A 21,426-nucleotide genomic window follows, 5' to 3' on the forward strand; every position below is an offset into this window, starting at 1 on the left:
GATCACACCTTGTTGCATCATGATATTTATCAGATAATAGAAAGTAAATATCTGTTATTTATAATGGTTAGGCTGATGAATACTGCATCAATGAATCAAATACTCGATCTTGTTAAAGAAGATTTAATCAAAGTGAATCAAGCAATACAAGCAGAACTCAGTTCTGATGTGGCTTTGATAAATCAGTTAGGCAATTACATCATTAGCAGTGGTGGAAAGCGCATACGTCCAGTAATCGCGTTGTTAATTGCCAAAGCGCTCAACTATCAAGGTGATAAACATATTATTACCGCGGCTTTTATTGAATTTATTCATACAGCGACCTTATTGCATGATGATGTTGTTGATGAATCAGATTTACGCCGTGGCAAATCAACCGCTAATGCACTTTTTGGCAATGCCGCAAGCGTACTGGTTGGCGATTATATATATACGCGCTCTTTTCAAATGATGGTGCGTACCGAATCTTTTAAAGTATTGACCATTATGTCGGCGGCAACCAATGTGATTGCTGAAGGCGAAGTACAACAGTTAATTAATTGTAACGATCCTGATATCACCAAAGAACAATATTTAGAGGTGATTTATCGCAAAACAGCACGTTTATTTGAGGCAACCTCGCATTCGGCTGCGGTTCTAGCTGGAGCTAATGCGCAGCAAGAACTCGCTTTACAAGAATATGGCAAATTTTTAGGGACCGCCTTTCAAATCATCGATGATTTGCTTGATTATAGTGGCGATAGTAATGAAAAATTAGGTAAAAATTTAGGAGATGATCTCAATGAAGGTAAACCTACTTTACCGCTATTACATGCTATGCACCACACTAAAAATGCCCAAGATGCAGCATTAATTCGTCAAGCCATAGAGCAAGGTAATGGTCGACAATTATTAGATCGCATTTTGCAAATTATGGATGAATGTGGTTCGCTCGATTTTACGTTACAAACCGCTCAAAAAGAAGCGCAAAAAGCATTTGACGTTATTGCAATTTTACCTGATTCACCTTATAAACAAGCGTTACAAGATCTTGCCTTATTATCAGTAAAAAGAGAAAACTAATTCACCAATGAGCCAATAAATCAATAAAACCATGTGTTTTTTATACTCAAACACATGGTTTCCTGAAACTTCTTGTCATGAGTTTTATATACAACAACTTCAAACTTCAATTAAGGTAATTATTTATGCTAAAAAGGTCTTGGCCTGTTTTGTTAATTTTTATTTCGATGATTTCGGTTCAAGGCAGTGCGTCTATAGCCAAATATCTATTTCCGGTGTTAGGGCCAGAGGGAATGACAGCGTGGCGATTATTTTTTTCGGCAATTATGTTAGTGTTAATCTTCAAACCGTGGCGTAAAGCAATGACAAAACAAGCCCTGAAATATATATTTTTATATGGTATTTCAATTGGTTGCATGAATTTAGCGTTTTATAACGCAATCTCTAGAATTCCGCTTGGTATTGCTGTTGCCATTGAACTGACCGGACCGATTATGGTGGCGATGTGCGCTTCACAAAAAGTGCTTGATTTTATTTGGTTAGGTATTGCAATTATGGGGCTAGCTATGCTTTTACCACTAACTCAAGCATCAAGTAATTTAGATCCAATGGGTATTTTATTTGCGCTATTCGCGGGAAGTGGTTGGGCATGTTATATTTTATTTGGACGCAAAGCGAGTGATATTTATGGTCCAGCAAGTGTAGCGATTGGATCGGTTATTGCTTCGTGTTTTTTATTTCCTATCGGCATCTGGCAAACTGGCAGTGCCCTGTTCTCGTTGGAATTACTACCACTGATTTTTGTGGTTTCGCTATTAGCATCGGCCATTCCTTATGGTTTGGATATGATTGCACTACCCAAATTACCGGCGCAGACATTTAGTACATTAATGAGTTTATCACCTGTTTTTGCCGCACTTTCTGGATTCATTGTTTTGCATGAACAGTTAACCCACTATCAGTGGCTAGCCATTGTGTTTATTATTATATCATCGATAGGTACAGTACTTACAATGAGCAGACCAACAAAGGTTAAATCGATTAAACCAAGCAATTAAATTTGTCAATGGGAAATATTATCGCGCTGTTTATAAGCGCGATAATATTGCGGAAAAGTGATAGTGATAGATTGCTATCACTTATTTTAGTTGAAACAGGCTGTGATGATTTAACGAGGAGGGAATCCCATACCTCCGCCCATTAATCCTTTCATTTGACGCATCATCTTCATCATGCCACCGCCTTTCATTTTCTTCATCATCTTTTGCATATCTTCAAACTGTTTTAAGAGTTTGTTGACATCTTGCACTTGAGTGCCTGAACCTTTTGCAATACGGCGTTTGCGTGATCCTTTAATGATTTCAGGATTAGCGCGTTCTTTTAATGTCATTGAGCCAATGATAGCTTCCATTTTGATGGTGATTTTATCATCCATCTGCGCTTTGATATGATCAGGAAGTTGCCCAATACCTGGTAATTTAGCAAGCATTGCACCCATTCCGCCCATATTACGCATCTGCTTGAGTTGTTCTTGAAAGTCATTAAAATCGAACTTATCGCCTTTTTTCAGTTTTTTGGCGATTTTCTCTGCTTTTTCGCGATCAACATTATGCTGTAATTCTTCAATCAAAGAGAGCACATCACCCATACCTAAGATGCGCGAAGCAATGCGATCGGGGTAAAACGGCTCTAAAGCGTCAGTTTTTTCCCCCATTCCTAAGAATTTTATCGGCTTACCAGTAATATGCCGAATGGATAGCGCCGCACCACCACGCGCATCACCATCAACTTTGGTTAAAATTACACCGGTAAGTGGCAAAGCATCATTGAATGCTTTAGCCGTATTGGCTGCATCTTGCCCGGTCATGGCGTCGACCACAAATAATGTCTCAATTGGATTAATGGCTTGATGAAGCGCTTTGATTTCATCCATCATGTCGTTATCAACATGCAAACGACCCGCAGTATCGACAATAAGTACATCAAAGAATTGTAATTTTGCATGAGAAATAGCTTTATTTACAATACTGACCGGTTTTTCAGTAATATCAGATGGAAAAAACTCAACATCAATCGCTTTAGCCAGTGTTTCTAACTGTTTAATTGCAGCAGGTCGATAAACATCGGCAGACACTACTAGCACTTTCTTTTTCTGTTTTTCTTTTAGAAATTTAGCCAGTTTAGCAACACTGGTTGTTTTACCGGCACCTTGTAACCCTGCCATTAACATCACTGCTGGTGGTTGGGTTGCCAAATTGAGTGAACTATTGACTTCCCCCATTGCACTTGTGAGTTCATCTTGAACTATTTTGATAAATTCTTGACCTGGTGTTAGACTCTTGCTGACATCTAATCCAACAGCTTTTTCTTTAACTTGATTAATAAATTCACGAACCACAGGCAGGGCAACATCAGCTTCGAGTAATGCCATACGCACATCGCGCAACGCATCTTTAATATTGTCTTCAGATAGTCGTCCACGACCACTGATATTGCGGAATGTCTGTGATAAACGGTCGGTTAAATTCTCGAACATATTAACTCTCGTAATAAATAAAAAATTGTAATTATCATATCAGAAAATTTCAATAAGTCCCACGATCATAATTTTGCGCCGACTTGACACTAATTAATGTTCCTGTTCAAATGAGGAAAGATAGACAGTGCACACATTGACCATTTTGGTAATTAAAACAGCATAGATTAAAAAGGAGAACATTGAATATGGCAAAAATAATTAGTACTGATAAAGCGCCAGCCGCTATTGGGCCTTATGTTCAGGCCATCGATTTAGGTAATATGTTATTTGCCTCAGGACAAATCCCACTCGATCCTGCCACAGGTGACATACCAAGTTGTGTGAAAGAACAAGCCAAACAAAGTTTAGCCAATGTTAAAGCGATTGTCACAGCGGCAGGTTATCAAGTCAGTAATATCGTAAAAACAACTATTTTTTTAGCTGATATGAATGATTTTGCTGCGGTAAATGCGGTATACGAAGCATTTTTTACTGAAAATAATGCCTCTTTCCCTGCTCGCTCTTGCGTGCAAGTTGCTCGAATTCCTAAAGATGCTAAAGTCGAAATTGAAGTCATTGCTGCTAAATAAATTTGCTTACCTGATTAGCACCAAAAGGTGCTAATTTTTGTCAAAAAGTTTCAGGAAACCCTACGTTTTAATATAAAAAACAGGTTAAAACACATTATATTTTTAGTTATCTCATCTATTACTTTTTACTATCAAAAATACAGCCACTTTCTAACCAAAAATCAAATTAATTATTTATTGTTAAACTGTTATTTAATGATTGATTGCCAATAAAGTTGGTGTAATAATCTACAAATATTTATTGTTGTTTTTTGTGCCAAATGGATTGTGAACATGTTTGAAAAAGTAGAATCGTATGCAGGGGATCCCATTTTATCGTTAGTCGCTGAGTTTATGAATGATAGCCGAGATAATAAAACGAATTTAAGTATTGGTTATTATTATGATGAAAATAGCGTGGTTCCCCAATTGCAGTGTATAAAAACTGCTCGTGATGATATTTATCATCTCAATCAAGGTGCACAGCTATATTTGCCAATGAGTGGTTTGCCTGCGTATTGCCAATCAATTCAGTCTCTATTATTTGGTGAAGATCATTCGGCTTATAAAGATAAACGTATCGCAACGATACAAACGTTAGGTGGTTCAGGTGCTCTTAAAATAGGGGCTGATTTTTTATTTCGCTATTTCCCAAAATCTGAAGTATGGGTCAGCGATCCAACATGGGAAAATCATATCGCTATTTTTAGCGGTGCCGGGTTTAAGGTAAACAAATATCCCTATTTTGATGAGCAAACTTGTGGCGTAAAATTTGAAGCAATGCTTGAAACATTAAATCAACTACCGGCTAAAAGCATTGTGTTACTTCATCCTTGCTGCCATAACCCAACAGGGGCTGATTTAACACATACGCAGTGGGATAAAGTGATCGAGGTGTTAAAGGCCCGTGATCTTATTCCATTTATGGATATTGCTTATCAAGGTTTTGGCGAAAGTATTGACGATGATGCCTATGCGATTCGAAAAATGGCAGACACCGGATTGTGTGGATTTGTCAGTAACTCATTTTCGAAAACATTTTCACTCTATGGTGAACGTGTTGGTGGATTATCTGTTTTATGTGATAACAGTCAAGTCGCTGGGTGCGTATTAGGACAGTTACAAGCTACCGTTCGCCAGAATTATTCAAGTCCATCAGCTTATGGTGCGCAGTTAGTTAGTTATGTATTAAATCATCCTGAGCTTAAAGCGCAATGGTTTAAAGAAGTCGAATCAATGAAAAATCGCATTGTAACCATGCGATCAACTTTGGTTGAATTATTAAAAAAAGCTGTACCTGATCGTAATTTTGATTATTTGGTTAAACAGCGAGGCATGTTCAGTTATACCGGTTTTAATAAAGAGCAAGTTACACAATTGAAAGATAATTTTGCTGTTTATTTGGTGGGCAGCGGAAGGATGTGTGTAGCGGGTTTAAATCACCATAATATCTACCGTGTGGCAGAAGCATTTGCTACATTAAAATAAACATGTTACTAAAAGGAGTATATTTTATGTTCCATAAAGTGTTAATGTTAATATTAGGTATAGTAATGACAACTTTAGTTGTTGGGTGTAACACCGTTAAAGGTGTTGGTCAAGATGTTGAATCTGGCGGAAAGGCCATTTCACATACTGCCGAAAAAGTGAGTGATAAAATGTAACTAAGGTTATATATGTCTAGCAATATTTTCGCTTTTTAACTATTTTTAGAGTAAAAATGTTACGTATTTTGTCTATAGTTACATTGTTTTTACTTATTGGGTGCGGTTCGTTAAACTATCGAACTGCACCTTTAACGCTGGAAAATTGCCAGTATTCAAACCTATCAGGTCTTGAATTTTTATTAAATAAACTCCCCTCAAATACACAAAATTATCAACATGTTTATATTGCCCAGAGCCGAGCAAGCAAACATTTACCAAGTCATTATGCTGGAATAAAAGGTAAATTAACTGATCAAATTTTGGTGCGAGATTATCCCAAAGAAACATTTTGGCGAACACCAAATTTGTTCGAAAGGGCTTCTTTATATGATGATGGATACGATGACCTTTATATCAGTAAAGCTCAAAAAGAAGCGCGAGACCGTAAAGCCAAATTCGTAGTAAGACAAGCCGTGTTACACAATTGCCAAATCGTTTATATCGCTATTGATTCTTTAGCCAAAGATAGGGATAATCCTTTGCTAATTGAATCTAACGATTTATCAATTATTAGACAGGCACAAAAATGAGTGGCTGAATTACTCATATATAAAAGTCAGTGCGAGTCAAAAATACATTTGTTAATGGTCACCGTAGTAACGGTGCCTATAGCTCCATTATTAGTTAATTGTGTTAAGGAAATAAAATGACACCAAATTTAGAAAGTTCAACAAGTAGAAAAGTCAAAAAAGCGGTTATTCCTGTTGCTGGTTTGGGAACGCGCATGTTACCTGCAACTAAAGCAATTCCTAAAGAGATGCTCCCTATTGTTGACAAACCACTTATTCAATATGTGGTTAAAGAGTGTATTGCAGCTGGCATAACTGAGATTATTTTTGTAACCCACTCATCAAAAAACTCAATTGAAAACCATTTCGATACCAGTTTTGAATTAGAAGCCATGTTAGAAGCGCGTGTTAAACGCCAATTATTGCAAGAAGTACAAGGCATTTTACCTAAACATGTCACAATAACTAGCGTCCGCCAAGGTTTGGCTAAAGGGCTTGGTCATGCGGTATTATGTGCTTATCCTTTAGTTGGCGATGAACCGTTTGCTGTTGTTTTACCTGATGTGATTATTGATGAATACCAAAGTGACCTTACCAGCGATAATTTAGCCGCAATGATCAAAAATTACCATGAAACCAAACATAGCCAAATCATGGTTGAGCCAGTGCCAAAAGAATTAGTTTCTTCTTACGGTATTGTTGATTGTCGTGGTGAAGCGCTATCTGCAGGTAATGTTACACAAATGTACAGCGTTGTTGAAAAACCATCAGTTGAAGAAGCGCCATCAAACCAATCTGTGGTTGGACGTTATGTTCTATCTGAAAAAATTTGGCCCCTACTTGCCAAAACCCCATTAGGTGCGGGAGGTGAAATACAATTGACCGACGCAATTGCTATGTTACTTGAAGAAGATTGCGTTGATGCCTATTGCATCAAAGGTTGTAGCCACGACTGTGGTAATAAACTCGGTTATGTACAAACCTTTGTTCAATACGCAATGCGCCACAAAATCTTAGGTAGCGATGTTAAAGCGTGGTTAAAGACGCTCTAGTTTTAACAAATTAAACAATAATAAAAAGGGCGCAGTGTGCGTTCTTTTTATTAGTATGCTCTTATTCTATTTGTAGGCCATATAAATCCCCATCGGTAGTAAACTTTCCAATCAGAAAATTAGGCTGATATTTTTGTGTTATATTCAATTAACGTCAGGTTATTTAATGCTTGATAACATACGTTAGTAGTATCAGTGGTTAACTATTCTTCTATTATTTCTATTATTTCTTTTATTTGTTCCCGATTATTAAAAAACATAAATAGAATTGGTATAAAGTGTTTTCGAATATTTGTTATTTAATTTTAAATTTTATTTAAAATAATTTTTACAAAAAAGGGTAGCTAAATTTTTTTTTAACGTTATACTTCTGCCCTTACAATTAATTACCCCCAATTTATGGGAAAATGACTATAAAAAAATGATTTATCAAGAAAAAACTTGATGTATAGGATGTTATGCAGTACAACTTTTTTTATCAAATGTGGCAACATTATGCTTTAACTATTTCTAAATACTCTTCAGGCATTATTTGTACCCCCAACTCACTTAATAGATACACACAAGATTGTCGTAAATACTTGTTAATAGTTAACAAGTGGCTATGCTTCACCCTAAAGCAACGATTATTATTAACTAAACGCTCATTATCTTGTTTATCTACCTTGTCATTGCTATTGTCGTATTCATTAAATACACAGGCGTTATCGGCTGTTACAACAAATATAATTCAAGGTTCAGCACCTTATTTAACGTTTGATGGCGGAAAAACTAAAGCCACTACGACCGAAGATCTGTTAAGTATTACGTTATCTGATGGCACAACAATTACGCCTGCAAATAATACTTCAACTGCGAAAAAACCGATAGTCTTACCCAATGCAGAAGAAACTTTAGCGAATGTTGGCATGTTTGTACCAGCATCAAAAGACTCAATAGAATTAAAAGAACTAATTAATTCCTCCTATAACTTCTGGGGTGATGATGATGGTGATGGACAGGGAGAAAATGGTGTAACTGCAACTGGTAGCTTAAGTATTAGCTTCACAGATAGATATAACCAAAAAGTTAGTCGCAGTCATGTCTTAGATATTTGCGGAGCACCTTATAAAGTGGTGTTAAGTAGTACTGGTGGCATGTTAAAGACACAGTATGGCGTGCCTAATAGCAGCACTTTCGGCAAAAGTACAGTAAGTTACTTTATCACTCCAGTCTTAACTCCTAAAGTTTGCTACATTAAGGCGGGTGATCTAAGGTTAGACGTACATCAGTTCGCAGGTCCGGCCGGTATGTGGAATCCAGATAAAGGCTTTATCGCATCTGGTAACTTCCCGACCACAGGTATTAATGGTATATTTTTCGATTTATACATAGAAGGTAGTGGTCCACTGACTTGGCCAACTATCACTCAGGCAGGTATAACCGCCAAAATGAGACCCAATTCGGCAGGTAGCAGTGTGCGAATCACACTAACCGGTCCAAAGGTGAACGGAAATCGAAACGCAATTAGCAAACCAGACTTACCTCAGAAATTTGAATTAGTCGGTTACGATAGCAGTGGCAAATCAGTGATTAAATATGGATTTGAATTACAAAAGTGGTTTGTCAATCGCGGAGATAGATTTAATTTATTCTCATCACATGAAAACTGGTGTAAGACATTAGGTTATAGGGTTATGCAGGTGAAAGATGTCACCAATGCAAACTGTACAGGTTTACACAGCAGTTGCCAAGGCGCTAAACCATCATCGGCTAGAAACCATTACCATCGACGAATTGGTGGTGGCTTGCTTAGCGAGTGGGGTTACATGACAGAATACATGGATTTAGTAGGTTTACCTTCTGATAATGCATATTGGACAAGCGATGTAGTAGAGGGTAAAAAGCTTGTTGTTACCGCGGTTGGAGGTCAGGTTAAAACTAGAAATTCTAACGAAACTGCGTACGGAATGTGTGTCTATCCTTAAATTTTTAGCACTTAATCCTTGAACTACAGATGGAATAATATGTATTTAATTTACGTTAAGTAATTAAAGACAAATTGCCCCAGCTTGGGGGCAACCGATCAGTTTATATTAACGGATAATGCGCTTTTGCTGCTCAATAGCAATAAAAGCCTATCCATTCAACATAAAAAATAAAGCTAAAAGCATCTAAAAACCACCGCAATAATAAAAAACACTCAAAAAATGATTGAGTTACTTAAAATTATCGTAATAATCTCAATCAGATATCTTCGTGTTTTTATAGAAAAATACGCTATTTTTATAGCTTCAAAAAGTCAATATAACCATTAATCCCGCCGACTCCTCGGTGAGATTAAGCACGCCACATAAGGAAATTTGGCGTGCTTATGTTTTGTCAAGAACAAATTTGAACATTTGAGCAAAGCGAAGATGCGAGTATCAGGATGATAAGATTAAATATAAGTAGGCCTCATTCTGTAGCCAAGCGCGAGATTACTAAGGGGATTTGCTGATCCTCCATAGCTTGGACATTGTCAATGTTGCTATTTATTCCCCCAAAAATCTAACTACATATTTTAATTAAATAAATCTACCCTATAGAAATTCACTTCAACCGAGAGTTGAATTTAAGCACCATTAACAAAACTTTACAGAAACTTAAAAAAACTAGCCAAGAGTTCTTTAAACGGCTATAATTTCGCCGGTTTTAAGGGAGTAGCTTATTTAATGAACGGATGAACAGAAAAAAACGAAGTAAAATATAAATTTATTTGGCAGGTGAATCGTAATGCACTACTATATTAGGCATCAGTCGCCAAGCACTAGGCACTGGCAAACCTATGTTTTAAATTTACCCAATAATCCCATTAGACGAGTTTTTACACGAACCTCGTTTATATCTTCAAAGTTATCACTTAAATTATTATCGAAATTATCTCGAAAAGTCTCGCTGGCGTTGGTGCTGTTATTATTGTCGTATTCATGGAGTTTGCAGGCATTACCCGCTAATAATAGGCGAGCGGGTAATCGTAGTGATGCCATAATACTGCCACCGTCGCCATTAGAAGTTATCAAATTCGTAAGACCAGTTATTAAATATGGTGCAGATGGGTACGCCGGTCCTGCTGACATATGGAATCCCCATTATGGATTCCTAGTTCAATCAACCAATCCCGCATCATACGGGCTTAATTTCCCAACTACGGGCGCTGATGGATTATATTTTGATTTAATCATAATAGGAGAAGCAAATGACTTAAGATGGGAATCGCCAATTAGAGGGAGGGGGATCACAGTTACTGTGGCGAGAAGACCAATATTTAATAGCGATGGAGATGTCGAATATCGCGTTACGCTAAACGGTCAACATGCAAGAGCTCATATAAACAATCCTCATCCCCGTAGAATAATCGATGAAATAGTGTTGCCGCAGACCTTTGAGTTAGTGGGTAAAAATAGAAGTGGCGAGGAGATCGTAAGATATGGATTTGTGTTACAGAAGTGGTATGTCAACCGTGGACGTAAATTCGATACTTTTCAAAATCAATTATCTTGGTGTAGTAGTTTGGGTTATCGTATGGTACAGGTTAAGGACTTGACTAATTCAGCCTGTCGTGGTTCTGGCTCAGGTCCCCATTGCAGAGGGGCTATTAGTGCCACACCACACTCAACTGGTAATCATTACCAGCGTCGAATAGGCGCTGGTTTCTCCGCGGAGTGGGGAGATACGGGGATTTACACCCGCGCGGGCTTTGAGAACCACTTCTACTGGACAAGTGACACTGCTGGAGCTGACTACCAGTTCACTGTGTTCATGGGCGGCGGTTATATTGGTAACCACAGTTCTTTGCCGAATAACACTAATTACTATGGACTTTGTACCACTCCTTAGTATTTGATGCTTAGTTCTTAATCCTTAGAATGTGCTTGAGCTTATGATGCAAATAAAGGACAATCCATCCAAGCATCAAGAACCAAGCCCCCCGCGTGTTAGGCGGGGTATTGAGGAGACAGAGCGTACGAGTTTTCGCTTTTGCAAATAGATAGCAAAAAGCTTTTTCCTAAAATGAAAAACAAAATCTACCAATAACAAAATGAAAAACCATCCAATAAGCGTTTGAAGTTAATCCAAACATTAAAAAATAAATAAAATCGAAACTTTAAATGATCTATTTTTATAGGGGGATCTGTTGTTTTGACGGTGTTATTTTAGAAAAGCGTTACCGTTTTTAAATGTTCAATAAATAGATACTTTATAAAAATCAATTTGCTCATAGTCAAAAAATATAGCCTATGCTAGACTGAACCAAACTCTGAAGCTCTTTTGCCTAAGTGATATTTCAATTCATATGGTGGATTAGCCGCGGTATAGCACAGAAATGGCTATGCTTCCCGATTTGGATAAGGTGTTTAATATATATGCAATTAGTTGATAATTATCAGCGTCGATTTCAATATCTGCGTTTGTCGATTACCGAGCTGTGTAATTTTCAGTGTCAGTACTGTTTACCCAATGGTTATCGACCCAACAAGGCTCATAAATTTTTGTCGCTCAGTGAGATTAATAATGTTGTTGCAACATTTACTGAACTTGGTGTGCGTAAAATTCGGTTAACAGGTGGCGAGCCCACTTTGCGTCGTGATTTTATGGATATTTTGTCGATGATCTCTGCTTACCCCAGTGTGAAAGAACTCGCCATTACAACCAATGGTTCTCGTTTATTAAAAAATATTCATCATTGGCATCAAGCAGGTTTGAATGCGATCAATATTAGTATTGATAGTCTGTCTCCGCATTTATTTAAATTAATTACCGGTCAAGATAAGCTTAAAGAACTAATACAATGTGTGGACAGATCATTAGAAGTGGGTATAAAAAAAGTAAAAATTAATACCGTTTTGATGAAAAACAGGAATGATAATTTAGATGATTATTTGTCGTGGATTAAATGTCGCCCAGTAGAGTTACGTTTTATTGAGCTTATGGAAACGGGCGAAAGCCTTGATGTGTTTAATCGTTATCACCAGTCTGGTAGTTTGATTGAAACACAGCTAATTGCACAGGGTTGGCAATTGCAATCTAAAAATCCGCTATCAGGTCCAGCTAAAGTTTATGTCCATGGCGACTATCAAGGTAAAATTGGGCTGATTATGCCGTATTCAACAGATTTTTGTAAAAACTGTAATCGATTACGTGTATCATCAATAGGTAAGTTGCATTATTGTTTGTTTGGTGATGCAGCCGTTGATTTGCGTGATTTGCTCCAAAGTCCAGCGCAAAAGCAACAATTAATCGCAAGAATCTTTTCTTCGCTAATGATCAAACCAGAAAAACATCTGTTACATGCTCATAATGTCGGTATTACGCCTAATTTATCCTATATTGGTGGATAATTGGATATTTTGTTTTGGTACATTCATCAGTTGCCAATGCTGTATTGCCCAATCTAAAAGTTGCTGTTGTGTGGCATCTTGCCAATCTTTTGGCACACATTGCCCTAAAAATTGCAGAGCTTGAACGGTTAATGCTTTAAGATTGTTTAAATCAATCGGGTTGGCATGGTTTTGTTTTGATAGTTTATTGCCGTTGTTATCCAGTACTAGCGGTAAATGGCAGTAGCTTGGCACAGGAAAGCCGAACAGTTGATACAGTGAGATTTGTTTAGCGGTGACCGGTAATAAATCTGATCCACGCACAATTTCAGTAATGCCTTGCTGATGATCATCTAATACCACCACTAAATTATAGGCAAATAAGCCATCTTTACGACGAATAATAAAATCTTCTTGTGCGTTAGCTTTTTCAACGGTTTGTAGGCCACGAATTTGATCTGTAAATTGAAAAATAGGGTGATTTTGTTTTAAACGAATCGCAAATTGCTGTTTATTCTTAATAGATAAATGCCGTTCACGACAAAAACCATCATAAATACCATGGGTCAGACTTTGAATTCGCTGTCTAGTACAATCACAATAATAGGCTTGTTGATTATCGATTAGCGTTTGTAAAATAGCTTGGTAACGTTCACTGCACGATGATTGGTATAAAACTGCATCATCCCAATATAAATTTAGTGCTTCAAGAGTTTTTAATATTAGTGATGATGCCCCTTTGACTTCTCGTGGTGGGTCGATATCTTCAATACGAACCAGCCATTTACCGAGGCAAGATTTAGCTTGGAGATAACTTCCCAGCGCCGTTACCAATGAACCAAAATGTAATGGTCCTGATGGTGAAGGGGCAAAACGACCGATGTAATGCATAGGTCTAATTTGAGAATGATAGATGAAACAGGCGTTACATGCCCATCTGTTTTTCGCGAAGTTCCGCAAGCGTTTTACAATCGATACATAAATCTGCTGTTGGTCTTGCTTCTAAACGACGAATGCCAATTTCAACGCCACAAGATTCACAATAACCAAAGTCGTCTGATTCAATTTTCTTTAATGTTTTTTCAATTTTTTTAATCAGTCTTCTTTCTCTATCTCGAGCGCGTAATTCAAGGCTGAATTCTTCTTCTTGCGTTGCTCGGTCAGCTGGATCTGGAAAGTTCGCAGCTTCATCTTGCATGTGAGTAACTGTTTTACCCATTTCACCTTGTAGTTGAGCAAGCCAAGCTTCTAAAATAAGTTTAAAATGTTTTAATTGCTTAGGGTTCATGTACTCCTCGCCTTGTGCCTCTTTATAAGGCTCAAGCCCAGCAATTGAAAGCAGGCTAAGAGAAGATGTATTTACTTTTTGTTCCTTTTTCACAGCAATCCCCTTAAGTACAGATTATTTGAAAGCGCTAAACTATAGCAATAATTCAGCCATTGGCAAATTTTTTTTATCATTTTTTTTTACTTTAAATAAAAAAATAATGTAACCAATTGTTATTGATAAAATTAATTAAATATTCCACATTTTTAAATCATTTTTTGGGCATTTGGCAACTAAATCTTTTAACTTATCGTTGTCAGGTAAAATTAGGTTAGGAGCAATATCAAATAAAGGATAGAGCACAAACTCTCTATTTTTCATATGATAATGAGGGATTGTTAGCCTTTCACTCTGCATGACTAAATCATCATACAATAAAATATCGAGATCTAAGGTTCTTGCTCCCCAACGGTTGTCTTTGCGTACCCGTCCTTGCGCTTTTTCAATGGTTTGCAGTTCATCCAGCAGGGCAATTGGCGATAGGCTTGTCGTCAGTTTAATGACGGCATTAAGATAATCATTTTGATCTTGTGGGCCAAGTGGTTTGCTGCGATAAAAAGGGGAAATATCCATAACTGTCGTGTTAGGTAGCTGCTTTAATGCCGCAATTGCACGATTGGCTTGTGCCAATGGATCTTCAAGGTTACTGCCTAAGGCGATATAACAAGTTGACATAATGAGATGTTAAATTTTTGATTTGATTGTTTTTGTTGAAACCATTTTAACATATAAAATAATCGCTCCAAATGATTATATTAATGACTGACGCATTATGATTTTGGGTTATTAGAATATAACTACATAGTCTTTAACTTATAGCTGATGATAGGTTATTTTAGTTGTCTCGAAGTAAACTAATTTCCCTAATCGCTTATCGTATTTGCTTAGTTTGAGAGTTTTGCATGAATTTAGGTCAACAGTTAAGTTTTTTAATCCAAAATACGCCAATAATCAGTGACCCTCAAGTTATTGATTGTGCTATCAATGGGGTAACGGATTATTTTGCTTGCGCTTTACAAGCTTGCCATGAAGATGATGTTTATAAATTGCTAGCATGGATAGCGGATGAAGGTGGAAATGCGAGAGCTTGGTTAATTGGCCAAAAAAAGTTGGCTAGCGCAAGGCAAGCAGCACTTTTTAATGGCTTTCAAGCGCATTGTTTAGATTATGATGATGTACATTCAGATGTTCGAGGTCACCCATCTGCCGTTATTTTATCCGCACTCATTGCAAGTGTTCGATTAGATAATACTGAACAAAAGATTGATGGTAGGCGTTTTTTAACGGCTTATGTGATTGGTATTGAAGTGATGGCTTTATTGGGGCAAAGTGTCAATCCACAGCATTATGAAAAAGGTTGGCATACAACTATTACTTTGGGTGGGATTGCTGCGACTGCGGCTATTTGTTATCTCTATGATGAGCCTTTTTTATCACAAGCATTAACGTTAGCTGCGACTCAAGCATCGGGAATGCGTTTATTAATGGGTACGCCGATTAAGTTTTTGCATGCTGGGATCGCAGCCGAGCATGCCATACAAGCGGTTGAATGGTTAAGAGCGGGTATACATGCCGATCAGGATTTTTTAGATGATAAATTAGGTTTTTTGGCTATTTATGGGCAAGGTAATACGCGTTTTGATTTAAGTCATTGGGGCAAAACTTGGAAGATTGTAGATCCTGGATTATGGTTTAAAAATTATTCTTATTGTTCGGCTGCAGCTTATATTGCTGATGCGGGGCAATTGCTTTATCGGAATGCTAACTTTAGTGTTGATAAGATTGAGAGTATTACTATCTTTTTTTCTCCACCACAAAGTGATGCTGCTTTAATTTATCAAATGCCTTTGCTTGCTGAACAAGGGCGTTTTTCGGCTGAGTATGTTTTAGCATTAACCCTTTTAGGATTGCCACTTAGTTTTGAACAGTTTTCAGCAAAGCCTATTTCAAATGGCATAAAACAATTGATGCAGAAGATGAAACGCAGTTATCAAATACAACTTATACCCCATCCACAGGCGTATAATAAACGTTATGTTGTTGTTGAAATTATTAATTGCACCGGCGAAAAGTTGATTCAACGAATTGATATTCCAAAAGGTTCGCCAAACAATCCATATAGTCAGCGCGAATTATCATTGAAGATGGTCAAAGCCGTAGGCGACCAAAAGACAGCGGATAATTTATTGAAAGATATTCGTGCGCTTGCAATCGGTTTAGATTTGCATACATTTTTATTGTCGCATCTTTTTACGCTTTAACGATTAAAAACTAATGTTGTGGTTAAGTCAGTTTTTAATCGTTAAATTTCAAAATCAATTTCATCGGTCAATTGGCGCAAAAAACGTTGTGTTATTTCATTTTTTGGATTATCAATTATTGATTTTGCTGGTCCTTGTTCAACAATTACGCCATCTGCCATAAAGATAACTCGGTCTGCAACATACTTAGCAAACTCCATTTCGTGGGTGACGATAATCATTGTGATATGTTCTTTGGCTAGCTGTAGCATCACTTGTAATACTTCGTGTACACGCTCGGGATCGAGTGCGGATGTTGGTTCATCAAATAATAATACTTTGGGTCTGACCGCAAGTGCTCTTGCGATAGCAACACGCTGTTGTTGACCACCAGATAAGGTGATGGGATATTGTGTGGCGTAGGGTAACATACCAACGCGTTCTAATAATGATAAGCCAAGTTGTTCGGCCTCTTTTTTATCTTTCTTTTGTCCAACAATTAATGGATAGGTGATATTTTCTAATGCGGTTTTATTTTTAAATAAATTGTAGTGTTGAAAGACCATTGCAGATTGCTTGCGTAAATGGATTTCTTCTTTATTACTATAATGTTTAGCATCTAGCATTGCTGTGCCAATTTGAATGGTACCGTTGTTCGGTTTTTCTAATAAATTTAAGCAACGTAATAAAGTCGATTTACCTGATCCCGAAGGTCCAATAATTGCAACCACTTCGCCTTGTTTGATGTTTAGGTTGATCTCTTTTAACACTTCATTATTAGCAAAGCGTTTAGATAAATGTGATACCGTAATCATAACACTTCTCCTTAACGATGATAGGGGGCAGTGAGTTTCTGTTCTAACTGTTTTTGTATCCAAGAATAGATAACAACAGTCAACCAGTAAACAATACCTACAGCTAAATAGGTTTCAAAGTAGAGGAATGAGTTAGCGGTTAACATTTTTCCGGCTGCTAATAGTTCTTGCACGCCAACAAAAAAAGCGACAGACGAATCTTTAAGTAATGAGATAAACATATTACCGGTGTTGGGTAAAGCATTCACCATGGCTTGAGGCAGTATAATACCGCGATAAACTTGTATTTTACTTAATCCCACTGTTAGTCCCGCTTCTTTCTGCCCGTGATCAACCGACTCTAAACTTGCTCGGAAAATTTCGGCTAAATAGGATGAATATTTTAAACTAAAGCAGATAATGGCTGCCGTTGTTGCGCCCATTTGTTTTAAAACAGGAAAAATCTGCGGTAACCCATAATAAATAATAAACAGTAAAACAACGGATGGTATTCCTCGAAATAGTGAAATAAACAGTGCAAAAATCGAATCGATAATGATTATTTTATTGCTACGCAGTAATGCAATTGCCAGCCCTAATATAATGGCAAACATAATCGATACGATGGTAATAAAAAGGGTAACCGGCAGATAAGGCAATATCTGCGGAAACACATTTAAAAAATAGTTTACATTAAAATTCATAAGGTAATATCTTCGCCAAAATATTTAATTGCCAAATTTTTCAATATGCCATTAGTGCGTAACTTTTCGAGGGCTTGATTGAATTTTTCACGCAGTACTTGACCTTTTTCATCTTTACTAAATGGAAATGCGACTTGCTCAATAGTAATGGGTTCACCAACTAATTTGAACGGTAGATTTTTACGCTTAATTTCAGCTAGTAATATCGGTTTTGAATTGACATAGCCATCAACTCGTTGATACTCCGTGTCATACATTGCTCCATCTCGTGTTTCATAGGTTTTGATAGTGATTTCATTGTTAGGAAAGGCTTTTTTTAGATTGTTTATATGATTTGAGCCTAGCACACCAGCAATGGTTTTGCCTTTAAAATCAGATAATTGATTGATATCATTGTTATCTTTGTGAGTTACAATTTGGCTACCATAAAAGCTATAGGTGTTGGAAAAATCATATTTGGCTTGACGAGCAGGTGTAATTGCAACCGCATTGGCAATAGTATCTAACCGCCCAGAATCAAATTGTCCCATCAATCCACCAAATTCCGCAATGACCCATTCGACTTTATAGCCTAATTCTTTGGCAATCGCTTCGGTAACCTCAACATCAAATCCGACTAAATTGCCATCTTGTTTATAACCGTTTGGGTAGCTTTGTCCTGTAGAACCTACTTTAATAATATTTTGATCTGTGACTTGATGGTTGGATTGATTATCACAACCCATTAAGGTTAGACTAGTTAATAATAGAGCGGATAGTAACGAGGTTATTTTTTTCATTGTTTATTACTCCTTTTTTTCCATTCGGTATAGCTTTTATGATTTAAGATTTTTTCAAAATAGAGCGTGGTATGATCAGGCGTTAAATCCGCTTGCCCTATTTTTTTATAGCCTTTATTTATATATATTTGAGCAAGCCATGGATGATTTGCAGCAGTGCCTAACGTGACGGCGGGTAACTTTAGTTGGTTAATTAAAATTTGCTGTTCAACAAAATCCCATAATGCATTACCATAACCTTGGCCTTTATAACGTGGATCGGTTGCAAACCAACCTAAATGGGGTAACCCATAAGGTCCTGGGTTATTGCCCCACGGAAAGCGAATGCTTAAGGTTGATAGTAGTTCATCTTCTTTTTCAAATAGATACACGGCATTCGATGCAATATGCTCAGCAATCTGCGGTTGCGTGACTGTCGCTGCGGCAAAATGAATGCCTAATTGAGTTGTAGCTTGATAAGCACTATGCAGTAGTGCCTGATAAGCTGGAATATCTTTATCAGTCATTAAGCGAAAACTCATGCTAATACTCCACACTGTTGAGCATATTGAATGACTTGTGCGACTTTTTCAGGAGCAGAGCCAAGATAGTTAATTGGATCTAACCAAGTATCAAGTTCCGATTCGGTCAATGTTTGGTTCAAGCTTGGATCTTCTAATAATATCTCTTTAAATGGTCGATTTTGTTCAAACGCTTTCATAGCGCTTTGATAAACCAGCTGATGAGCGGTTTGTTTGCCTAATCGCTTACCAATTTCGAACATCACTTTTTCTGATAACAACAAGCCATTTTGCAGTGATAAATTGGCCAACATCTGATCAGCATTGACTTTAAGACCCTTAAGCACGGCAAGGGCTGTTTGCAGTTGCGCTGAAATGTAAAGGTTAATTTCGGGTAGTGCGATCCATTCGGCACGCCAGCTCATGGCATCGCGTTCATGTTCAACTTTCATTGATTCGTGAATTAACGCGACGCTTTTTAAAAGTGGAGCTGTCAAACTGGCTAGACCTTCTAATGCTGCTGGGTTGCGTTTATGTGGCATGGTGGTTGAGCCAATTTTTCCTGTCGAGAAAGGTTCTTCGACTTCGTTAATCTCAGTACGCATCAAGTTATAAAATTCATTACCTATTTTGCCTAATGTGCCACTGATTAGCGCGATGACTGATGCATATTCAGAAAAACGGTCACGAGCTGCTTGCCAACCGATATTAGGGGTATTTAGTCCGAGTAACGTTAATGCTCGCGATTCTACTTGTGGTCCTAGCTTGCCCATTGATGCATAAGTACAAATTGCGCCACTAATATTACCGACTAATACCCGTTGTTTGATTTCACTTAAACGTTGTAAGTGCCGAATAAATTCATCTAACCATACCGCAAGTTTAAAACCAAAGGTTGTAGGGAGTGCTTGCATGCCATGTGTACGGCCAACCATGGGTAAATATTGATACTGTTTGGCCAAACGTTTTAGCTCAAGTGCCACTAGTTTACTATCGCGTTCAATGATTGCAAATGATTGTTTTAATTGTAAAACAGTTGCGGTATCGACAATATCTTGTGTGGTTGCTCCGTAATGAATATATTGACCAGCATCACCGACTTGTTTTTGTAGTGCGTTAATGGTCGACATTAACGAGTGTTTGGCTTTAGCTGCTTCTTCGGCAATGTGTTCAATTGATAGTTTAGATGCATCAGCTTTGGCTATGATTGCATTGGCTGCTTCGGTTGGAATAACGCCTAGCTCGCCTTCCGCTTTAGCTAAAGCGACTTCGACGTCTACTTGTTTTTGCAAGCGATTTTGCTCTGACCAAATCGCTCTCATTTCGCTTGTACCAAAGTTATTGCCTAAAATTAAAAAATCTAAAATATGTGACGCCACCAAACTATCCTCAATCATGGTTATTATCCTGTTAAATAATTATTAGTAATTATTGAGAGATCGTCTAATAATCTGTTTGTCTATGGATATAACTAATTGGAATAAAAGGTTAATGGAAATGGGCATTTTGGTAATTTGAGTGATAATCAGGATACTTTTTGAGTCGTAAGGATGGGGTGCGCTAAACAACTTTATCTTTTTGTAAAACACTATAAAACAATTGATTTTGTTTTTTTGTTTTGTTCGCTTCATATTGTTAGCTATCGTTATTAATAATAGTTAAAAATAAAAGTAAAAAATTAGGATAAGCTAAGAAAAAATAACCAAAATAAAAACTTTTATTTTCTGTTTTTTGAATCGCTAATTATTTGCCAATTATGCTACATCGCCATTAAGGTACGTATCACGCTCGCGACTTACCCATTTATTTTAGGGCTGGCAACTTTGGTGAATTGTTAATTGAGACGATGGCGATCACTCGTTTTTATAAATTGAGATGCTGAAAATTCTCTGTTCATCACGAAACGGTATAGAATCCTGAATATTTTTTACAAAAAATATAGCCTAAAACGTGAATAGCTTTATGAATACCGCATAGCGAGCACACAACTTACCTAGAAAATGACGCTAACCATTTTCGTGTTTTATATTTAATGGTAGTTATGTTATTTAATGCTTAATCAGGTTTTTCGGTGCGATAAATGGGACTGACCTTAAAGCGGTTAGTTAAATTGGTGACGGTGATTTTTCTTTATAATGTAGGCGTCATACTGTTTATCTGGGATACGGCGTTATATATATACATTACAGTCGCTTTTCAAATTACAGTAAACAACGCAAGTAATTCTTACTGTTTATCTTTTATATAGACAAGGGATTTGAAAAAATATCAAAAATAAAAAACAAATAAAATCAATGATTTTTATGAATGCTTTTTAATAATCAAAATCATCTCAAATTTAAAAAACCAAAGAAAAACACTCTGGTTATTTTAGTGTTTTTCTTGTG

20 protein-coding genes and 1 riboswitch are annotated in these 21,426 nt (G+C 37.1%); of the genes, 11 read left to right on the plus strand and 9 right to left on the minus strand.

The window, feature by feature from the left end:
- Positions 1-75: 75 nt before the first annotated feature.
- Together ispB and ACYIAL_RS06715 are read left to right on the plus strand one after the other, a co-directional pair.
- Complete coding sequence (gene ispB, locus ACYIAL_RS06710) at positions 76-1,062, plus strand: octaprenyl diphosphate synthase (RefSeq protein ID WP_160430420.1); 987 nt, start codon at positions 76-78, stop codon at positions 1,060-1,062.
- A gap of 125 nt (positions 1,063-1,187) precedes the next feature.
- Positions 1,188-2,060 (plus strand): EamA family transporter, encoded by an 873-nt coding sequence (locus ACYIAL_RS06715; protein ID WP_483751285.1) that lies wholly within the window; start codon positions 1,188-1,190, stop codon positions 2,058-2,060.
- Between the two features lie 110 nt (positions 2,061-2,170).
- Here ACYIAL_RS06715 and ffh read toward each other — a convergent pair whose 3' ends face one another.
- Complete coding sequence (ffh, locus tag ACYIAL_RS06720) at positions 2,171-3,538, minus strand: signal recognition particle protein (RefSeq protein ID WP_160430418.1); 1,368 nt, start codon at positions 3,536-3,538, stop codon at positions 2,171-2,173.
- A gap of 188 nt (positions 3,539-3,726) precedes the next feature.
- On the opposite strand from ffh, the gene ACYIAL_RS06725 reads away from it, so the two are divergent.
- The 8 genes from ACYIAL_RS06725 (at position 3,727) to moaA (ending at position 12,716) form a co-directional block, all read left to right on the plus strand.
- Positions 3,727-4,110: a RidA family protein gene (locus ACYIAL_RS06725; RefSeq protein ID WP_483751286.1), complete on the plus strand. Its 384-nt coding sequence runs from the start codon at positions 3,727-3,729 to the stop codon at positions 4,108-4,110.
- 273 nt (positions 4,111-4,383) lie between these two features.
- Positions 4,384-5,577: an amino acid aminotransferase gene (locus ACYIAL_RS06730; protein ID WP_483751287.1), complete on the plus strand. Its 1,194-nt coding sequence runs from the start codon at positions 4,384-4,386 to the stop codon at positions 5,575-5,577.
- 44 nt (positions 5,578-5,621) lie between these two features.
- A complete protein-coding gene (locus tag ACYIAL_RS06735; protein WP_202115353.1) occupies positions 5,622-5,753 on the plus strand; it encodes an entericidin A/B family lipoprotein in 132 nt (43 codons plus the stop codon).
- A gap of 56 nt (positions 5,754-5,809) precedes the next feature.
- Positions 5,810-6,325, plus strand: coding sequence for a hypothetical protein (locus ACYIAL_RS06740; RefSeq protein ID WP_483751288.1), 516 nt, complete (start codon positions 5,810-5,812; stop codon positions 6,323-6,325).
- A 116-nt stretch (positions 6,326-6,441) separates the two neighbouring features.
- A complete protein-coding gene (gene galU, locus ACYIAL_RS06745; protein ID WP_160430414.1) occupies positions 6,442-7,356 on the plus strand; it encodes a UTP--glucose-1-phosphate uridylyltransferase GalU in 915 nt (304 codons plus the stop codon).
- A gap of 458 nt (positions 7,357-7,814) precedes the next feature.
- The gene (locus ACYIAL_RS06750) at positions 7,815-9,323 is read left to right on the plus strand and encodes a hypothetical protein (protein ID WP_483751289.1); all 1,509 of its coding nucleotides are present in this window, start codon (positions 7,815-7,817) and stop codon (positions 9,321-9,323) included.
- A 787-nt stretch (positions 9,324-10,110) separates the two neighbouring features.
- The gene (locus ACYIAL_RS06755) at positions 10,111-11,214 is read left to right on the plus strand and encodes a hypothetical protein (protein WP_483751290.1); all 1,104 of its coding nucleotides are present in this window, start codon (positions 10,111-10,113) and stop codon (positions 11,212-11,214) included.
- 407 nt (positions 11,215-11,621) lie between these two features.
- Positions 11,622-11,747: riboswitch (molybdenum cofactor riboswitch) on the plus strand.
- Entirely contained in the window at positions 11,742-12,716 is a 975-nt protein-coding gene (gene moaA / locus ACYIAL_RS06760) for a GTP 3',8-cyclase MoaA (RefSeq protein WP_483751291.1), read from the plus strand. (Overlaps the previous riboswitch by 6 nt.)
- Here moaA and gluQRS read toward each other — a convergent pair.
- The 3 genes from gluQRS to folK all read right to left on the minus strand — a co-directional run bounded on the left by gluQRS (position 12,696) and on the right by folK (position 14,697).
- A complete protein-coding gene (gluQRS, locus tag ACYIAL_RS06765) occupies positions 12,696-13,586 on the minus strand; it encodes a tRNA glutamyl-Q(34) synthetase GluQRS (protein WP_483751292.1) in 891 nt (296 codons plus the stop codon). The two genes, moaA and gluQRS, sit on opposite strands and share 21 nt — an antisense overlap.
- A 34-nt stretch (positions 13,587-13,620) precedes the next feature.
- Positions 13,621-14,076 (minus strand): RNA polymerase-binding protein DksA, encoded by a 456-nt coding sequence (dksA, locus tag ACYIAL_RS06770; protein WP_065586606.1) that lies wholly within the window; start codon positions 14,074-14,076, stop codon positions 13,621-13,623.
- Positions 14,077-14,211: 135 nt separating this feature from the next.
- Positions 14,212-14,697: a 2-amino-4-hydroxy-6-hydroxymethyldihydropteridine diphosphokinase gene (gene folK, locus ACYIAL_RS06775; protein WP_483747650.1), complete on the minus strand. Its 486-nt coding sequence runs from the start codon at positions 14,695-14,697 to the stop codon at positions 14,212-14,214.
- A 227-nt stretch (positions 14,698-14,924) separates the two neighbouring features.
- Here folK and ACYIAL_RS06780 point away from each other — a divergent pair, with 227 nt between their 5' ends.
- A complete protein-coding gene (locus ACYIAL_RS06780) occupies positions 14,925-16,283 on the plus strand; it encodes an MmgE/PrpD family protein (RefSeq protein WP_483751293.1) in 1,359 nt (452 codons plus the stop codon).
- 41 nt (positions 16,284-16,324) lie between these two features.
- Here ACYIAL_RS06780 and ACYIAL_RS06785 read toward each other — a convergent pair whose 3' ends face one another.
- The 5 genes from ACYIAL_RS06785 to purB are packed head-to-tail and all read right to left on the minus strand — an operon-like array spanning position 16,325 to position 20,418.
- The gene (locus ACYIAL_RS06785; RefSeq protein WP_483751294.1) at positions 16,325-17,077 is read right to left on the minus strand and encodes an amino acid ABC transporter ATP-binding protein; all 753 of its coding nucleotides are present in this window, start codon (positions 17,075-17,077) and stop codon (positions 16,325-16,327) included.
- 11 nt (positions 17,078-17,088) lie between these two features.
- Complete coding sequence (locus tag ACYIAL_RS06790) at positions 17,089-17,760, minus strand: amino acid ABC transporter permease (RefSeq protein WP_483751295.1); 672 nt, start codon at positions 17,758-17,760, stop codon at positions 17,089-17,091.
- A complete protein-coding gene (locus ACYIAL_RS06795) occupies positions 17,757-18,539 on the minus strand; it encodes an amino acid ABC transporter substrate-binding protein (RefSeq protein WP_483751296.1) in 783 nt (260 codons plus the stop codon). Before ACYIAL_RS06795 ends, ACYIAL_RS06790 begins: the two co-directional genes overlap by 4 nt.
- Positions 18,536-19,060 (minus strand): GNAT family N-acetyltransferase, encoded by a 525-nt coding sequence (locus ACYIAL_RS06800; protein WP_483751297.1) that lies wholly within the window; start codon positions 19,058-19,060, stop codon positions 18,536-18,538. The genes ACYIAL_RS06795 and ACYIAL_RS06800 overlap by 4 nt, the downstream gene beginning before the upstream one ends.
- Positions 19,057-20,418: an adenylosuccinate lyase gene (gene purB / locus ACYIAL_RS06805; protein WP_483751311.1), complete on the minus strand. Its 1,362-nt coding sequence runs from the start codon at positions 20,416-20,418 to the stop codon at positions 19,057-19,059. The genes ACYIAL_RS06800 and purB overlap by 4 nt, the downstream gene beginning before the upstream one ends.
- Positions 20,419-21,426: the final 1,008 nt, after the last annotated feature.

It is taken from the genome of Gilliamella sp. X-57, assembly GCF_057063565.1.

Coding starts and splice junctions, on each gene's coding strand:
- ispB (WP_160430420.1), top strand. CDS start 76: ATGAATACTGCATCAATGAATCAAATACTCGATCTTGTTAAAGAAGAT.
- ACYIAL_RS06715 (WP_483751285.1), top strand. CDS start 1,188: ATGCTAAAAAGGTCTTGGCCTGTTTTGTTAATTTTTATTTCGATGATT.
- ffh (WP_160430418.1), bottom strand. CDS start 3,538: ATGTTCGAGAATTTAACCGACCGTTTATCACAGACATTCCGCAATATC.
- ACYIAL_RS06725 (WP_483751286.1), top strand. CDS start 3,727: ATGGCAAAAATAATTAGTACTGATAAAGCGCCAGCCGCTATTGGGCCT.
- ACYIAL_RS06730 (WP_483751287.1), top strand. CDS start 4,384: ATGTTTGAAAAAGTAGAATCGTATGCAGGGGATCCCATTTTATCGTTA.
- ACYIAL_RS06735 (WP_202115353.1), top strand. CDS start 5,622: ATGTTAATATTAGGTATAGTAATGACAACTTTAGTTGTTGGGTGTAAC.
- ACYIAL_RS06740 (WP_483751288.1), top strand. CDS start 5,810: ATGTTACGTATTTTGTCTATAGTTACATTGTTTTTACTTATTGGGTGC.
- galU (WP_160430414.1), top strand. CDS start 6,442: ATGACACCAAATTTAGAAAGTTCAACAAGTAGAAAAGTCAAAAAAGCG.
- ACYIAL_RS06750 (WP_483751289.1), top strand. CDS start 7,815: ATGCAGTACAACTTTTTTTATCAAATGTGGCAACATTATGCTTTAACT.
- ACYIAL_RS06755 (WP_483751290.1), top strand. CDS start 10,111: ATGCACTACTATATTAGGCATCAGTCGCCAAGCACTAGGCACTGGCAA.
- moaA (WP_483751291.1), top strand. CDS start 11,742: ATGCAATTAGTTGATAATTATCAGCGTCGATTTCAATATCTGCGTTTG.
- gluQRS (WP_483751292.1), bottom strand. CDS start 13,586: ATGCATTACATCGGTCGTTTTGCCCCTTCACCATCAGGACCATTACAT.
- folK (WP_483747650.1), bottom strand. CDS start 14,697: ATGTCAACTTGTTATATCGCCTTAGGCAGTAACCTTGAAGATCCATTG.
- ACYIAL_RS06780 (WP_483751293.1), top strand. CDS start 14,925: ATGAATTTAGGTCAACAGTTAAGTTTTTTAATCCAAAATACGCCAATA.
- ACYIAL_RS06785 (WP_483751294.1), bottom strand. CDS start 17,077: ATGATTACGGTATCACATTTATCTAAACGCTTTGCTAATAATGAAGTG.
- ACYIAL_RS06790 (WP_483751295.1), bottom strand. CDS start 17,760: ATGAATTTTAATGTAAACTATTTTTTAAATGTGTTTCCGCAGATATTG.
- ACYIAL_RS06795 (WP_483751296.1), bottom strand. CDS start 18,539: ATGAAAAAAATAACCTCGTTACTATCCGCTCTATTATTAACTAGTCTA.
- ACYIAL_RS06800 (WP_483751297.1), bottom strand. CDS start 19,060: ATGAGTTTTCGCTTAATGACTGATAAAGATATTCCAGCTTATCAGGCA.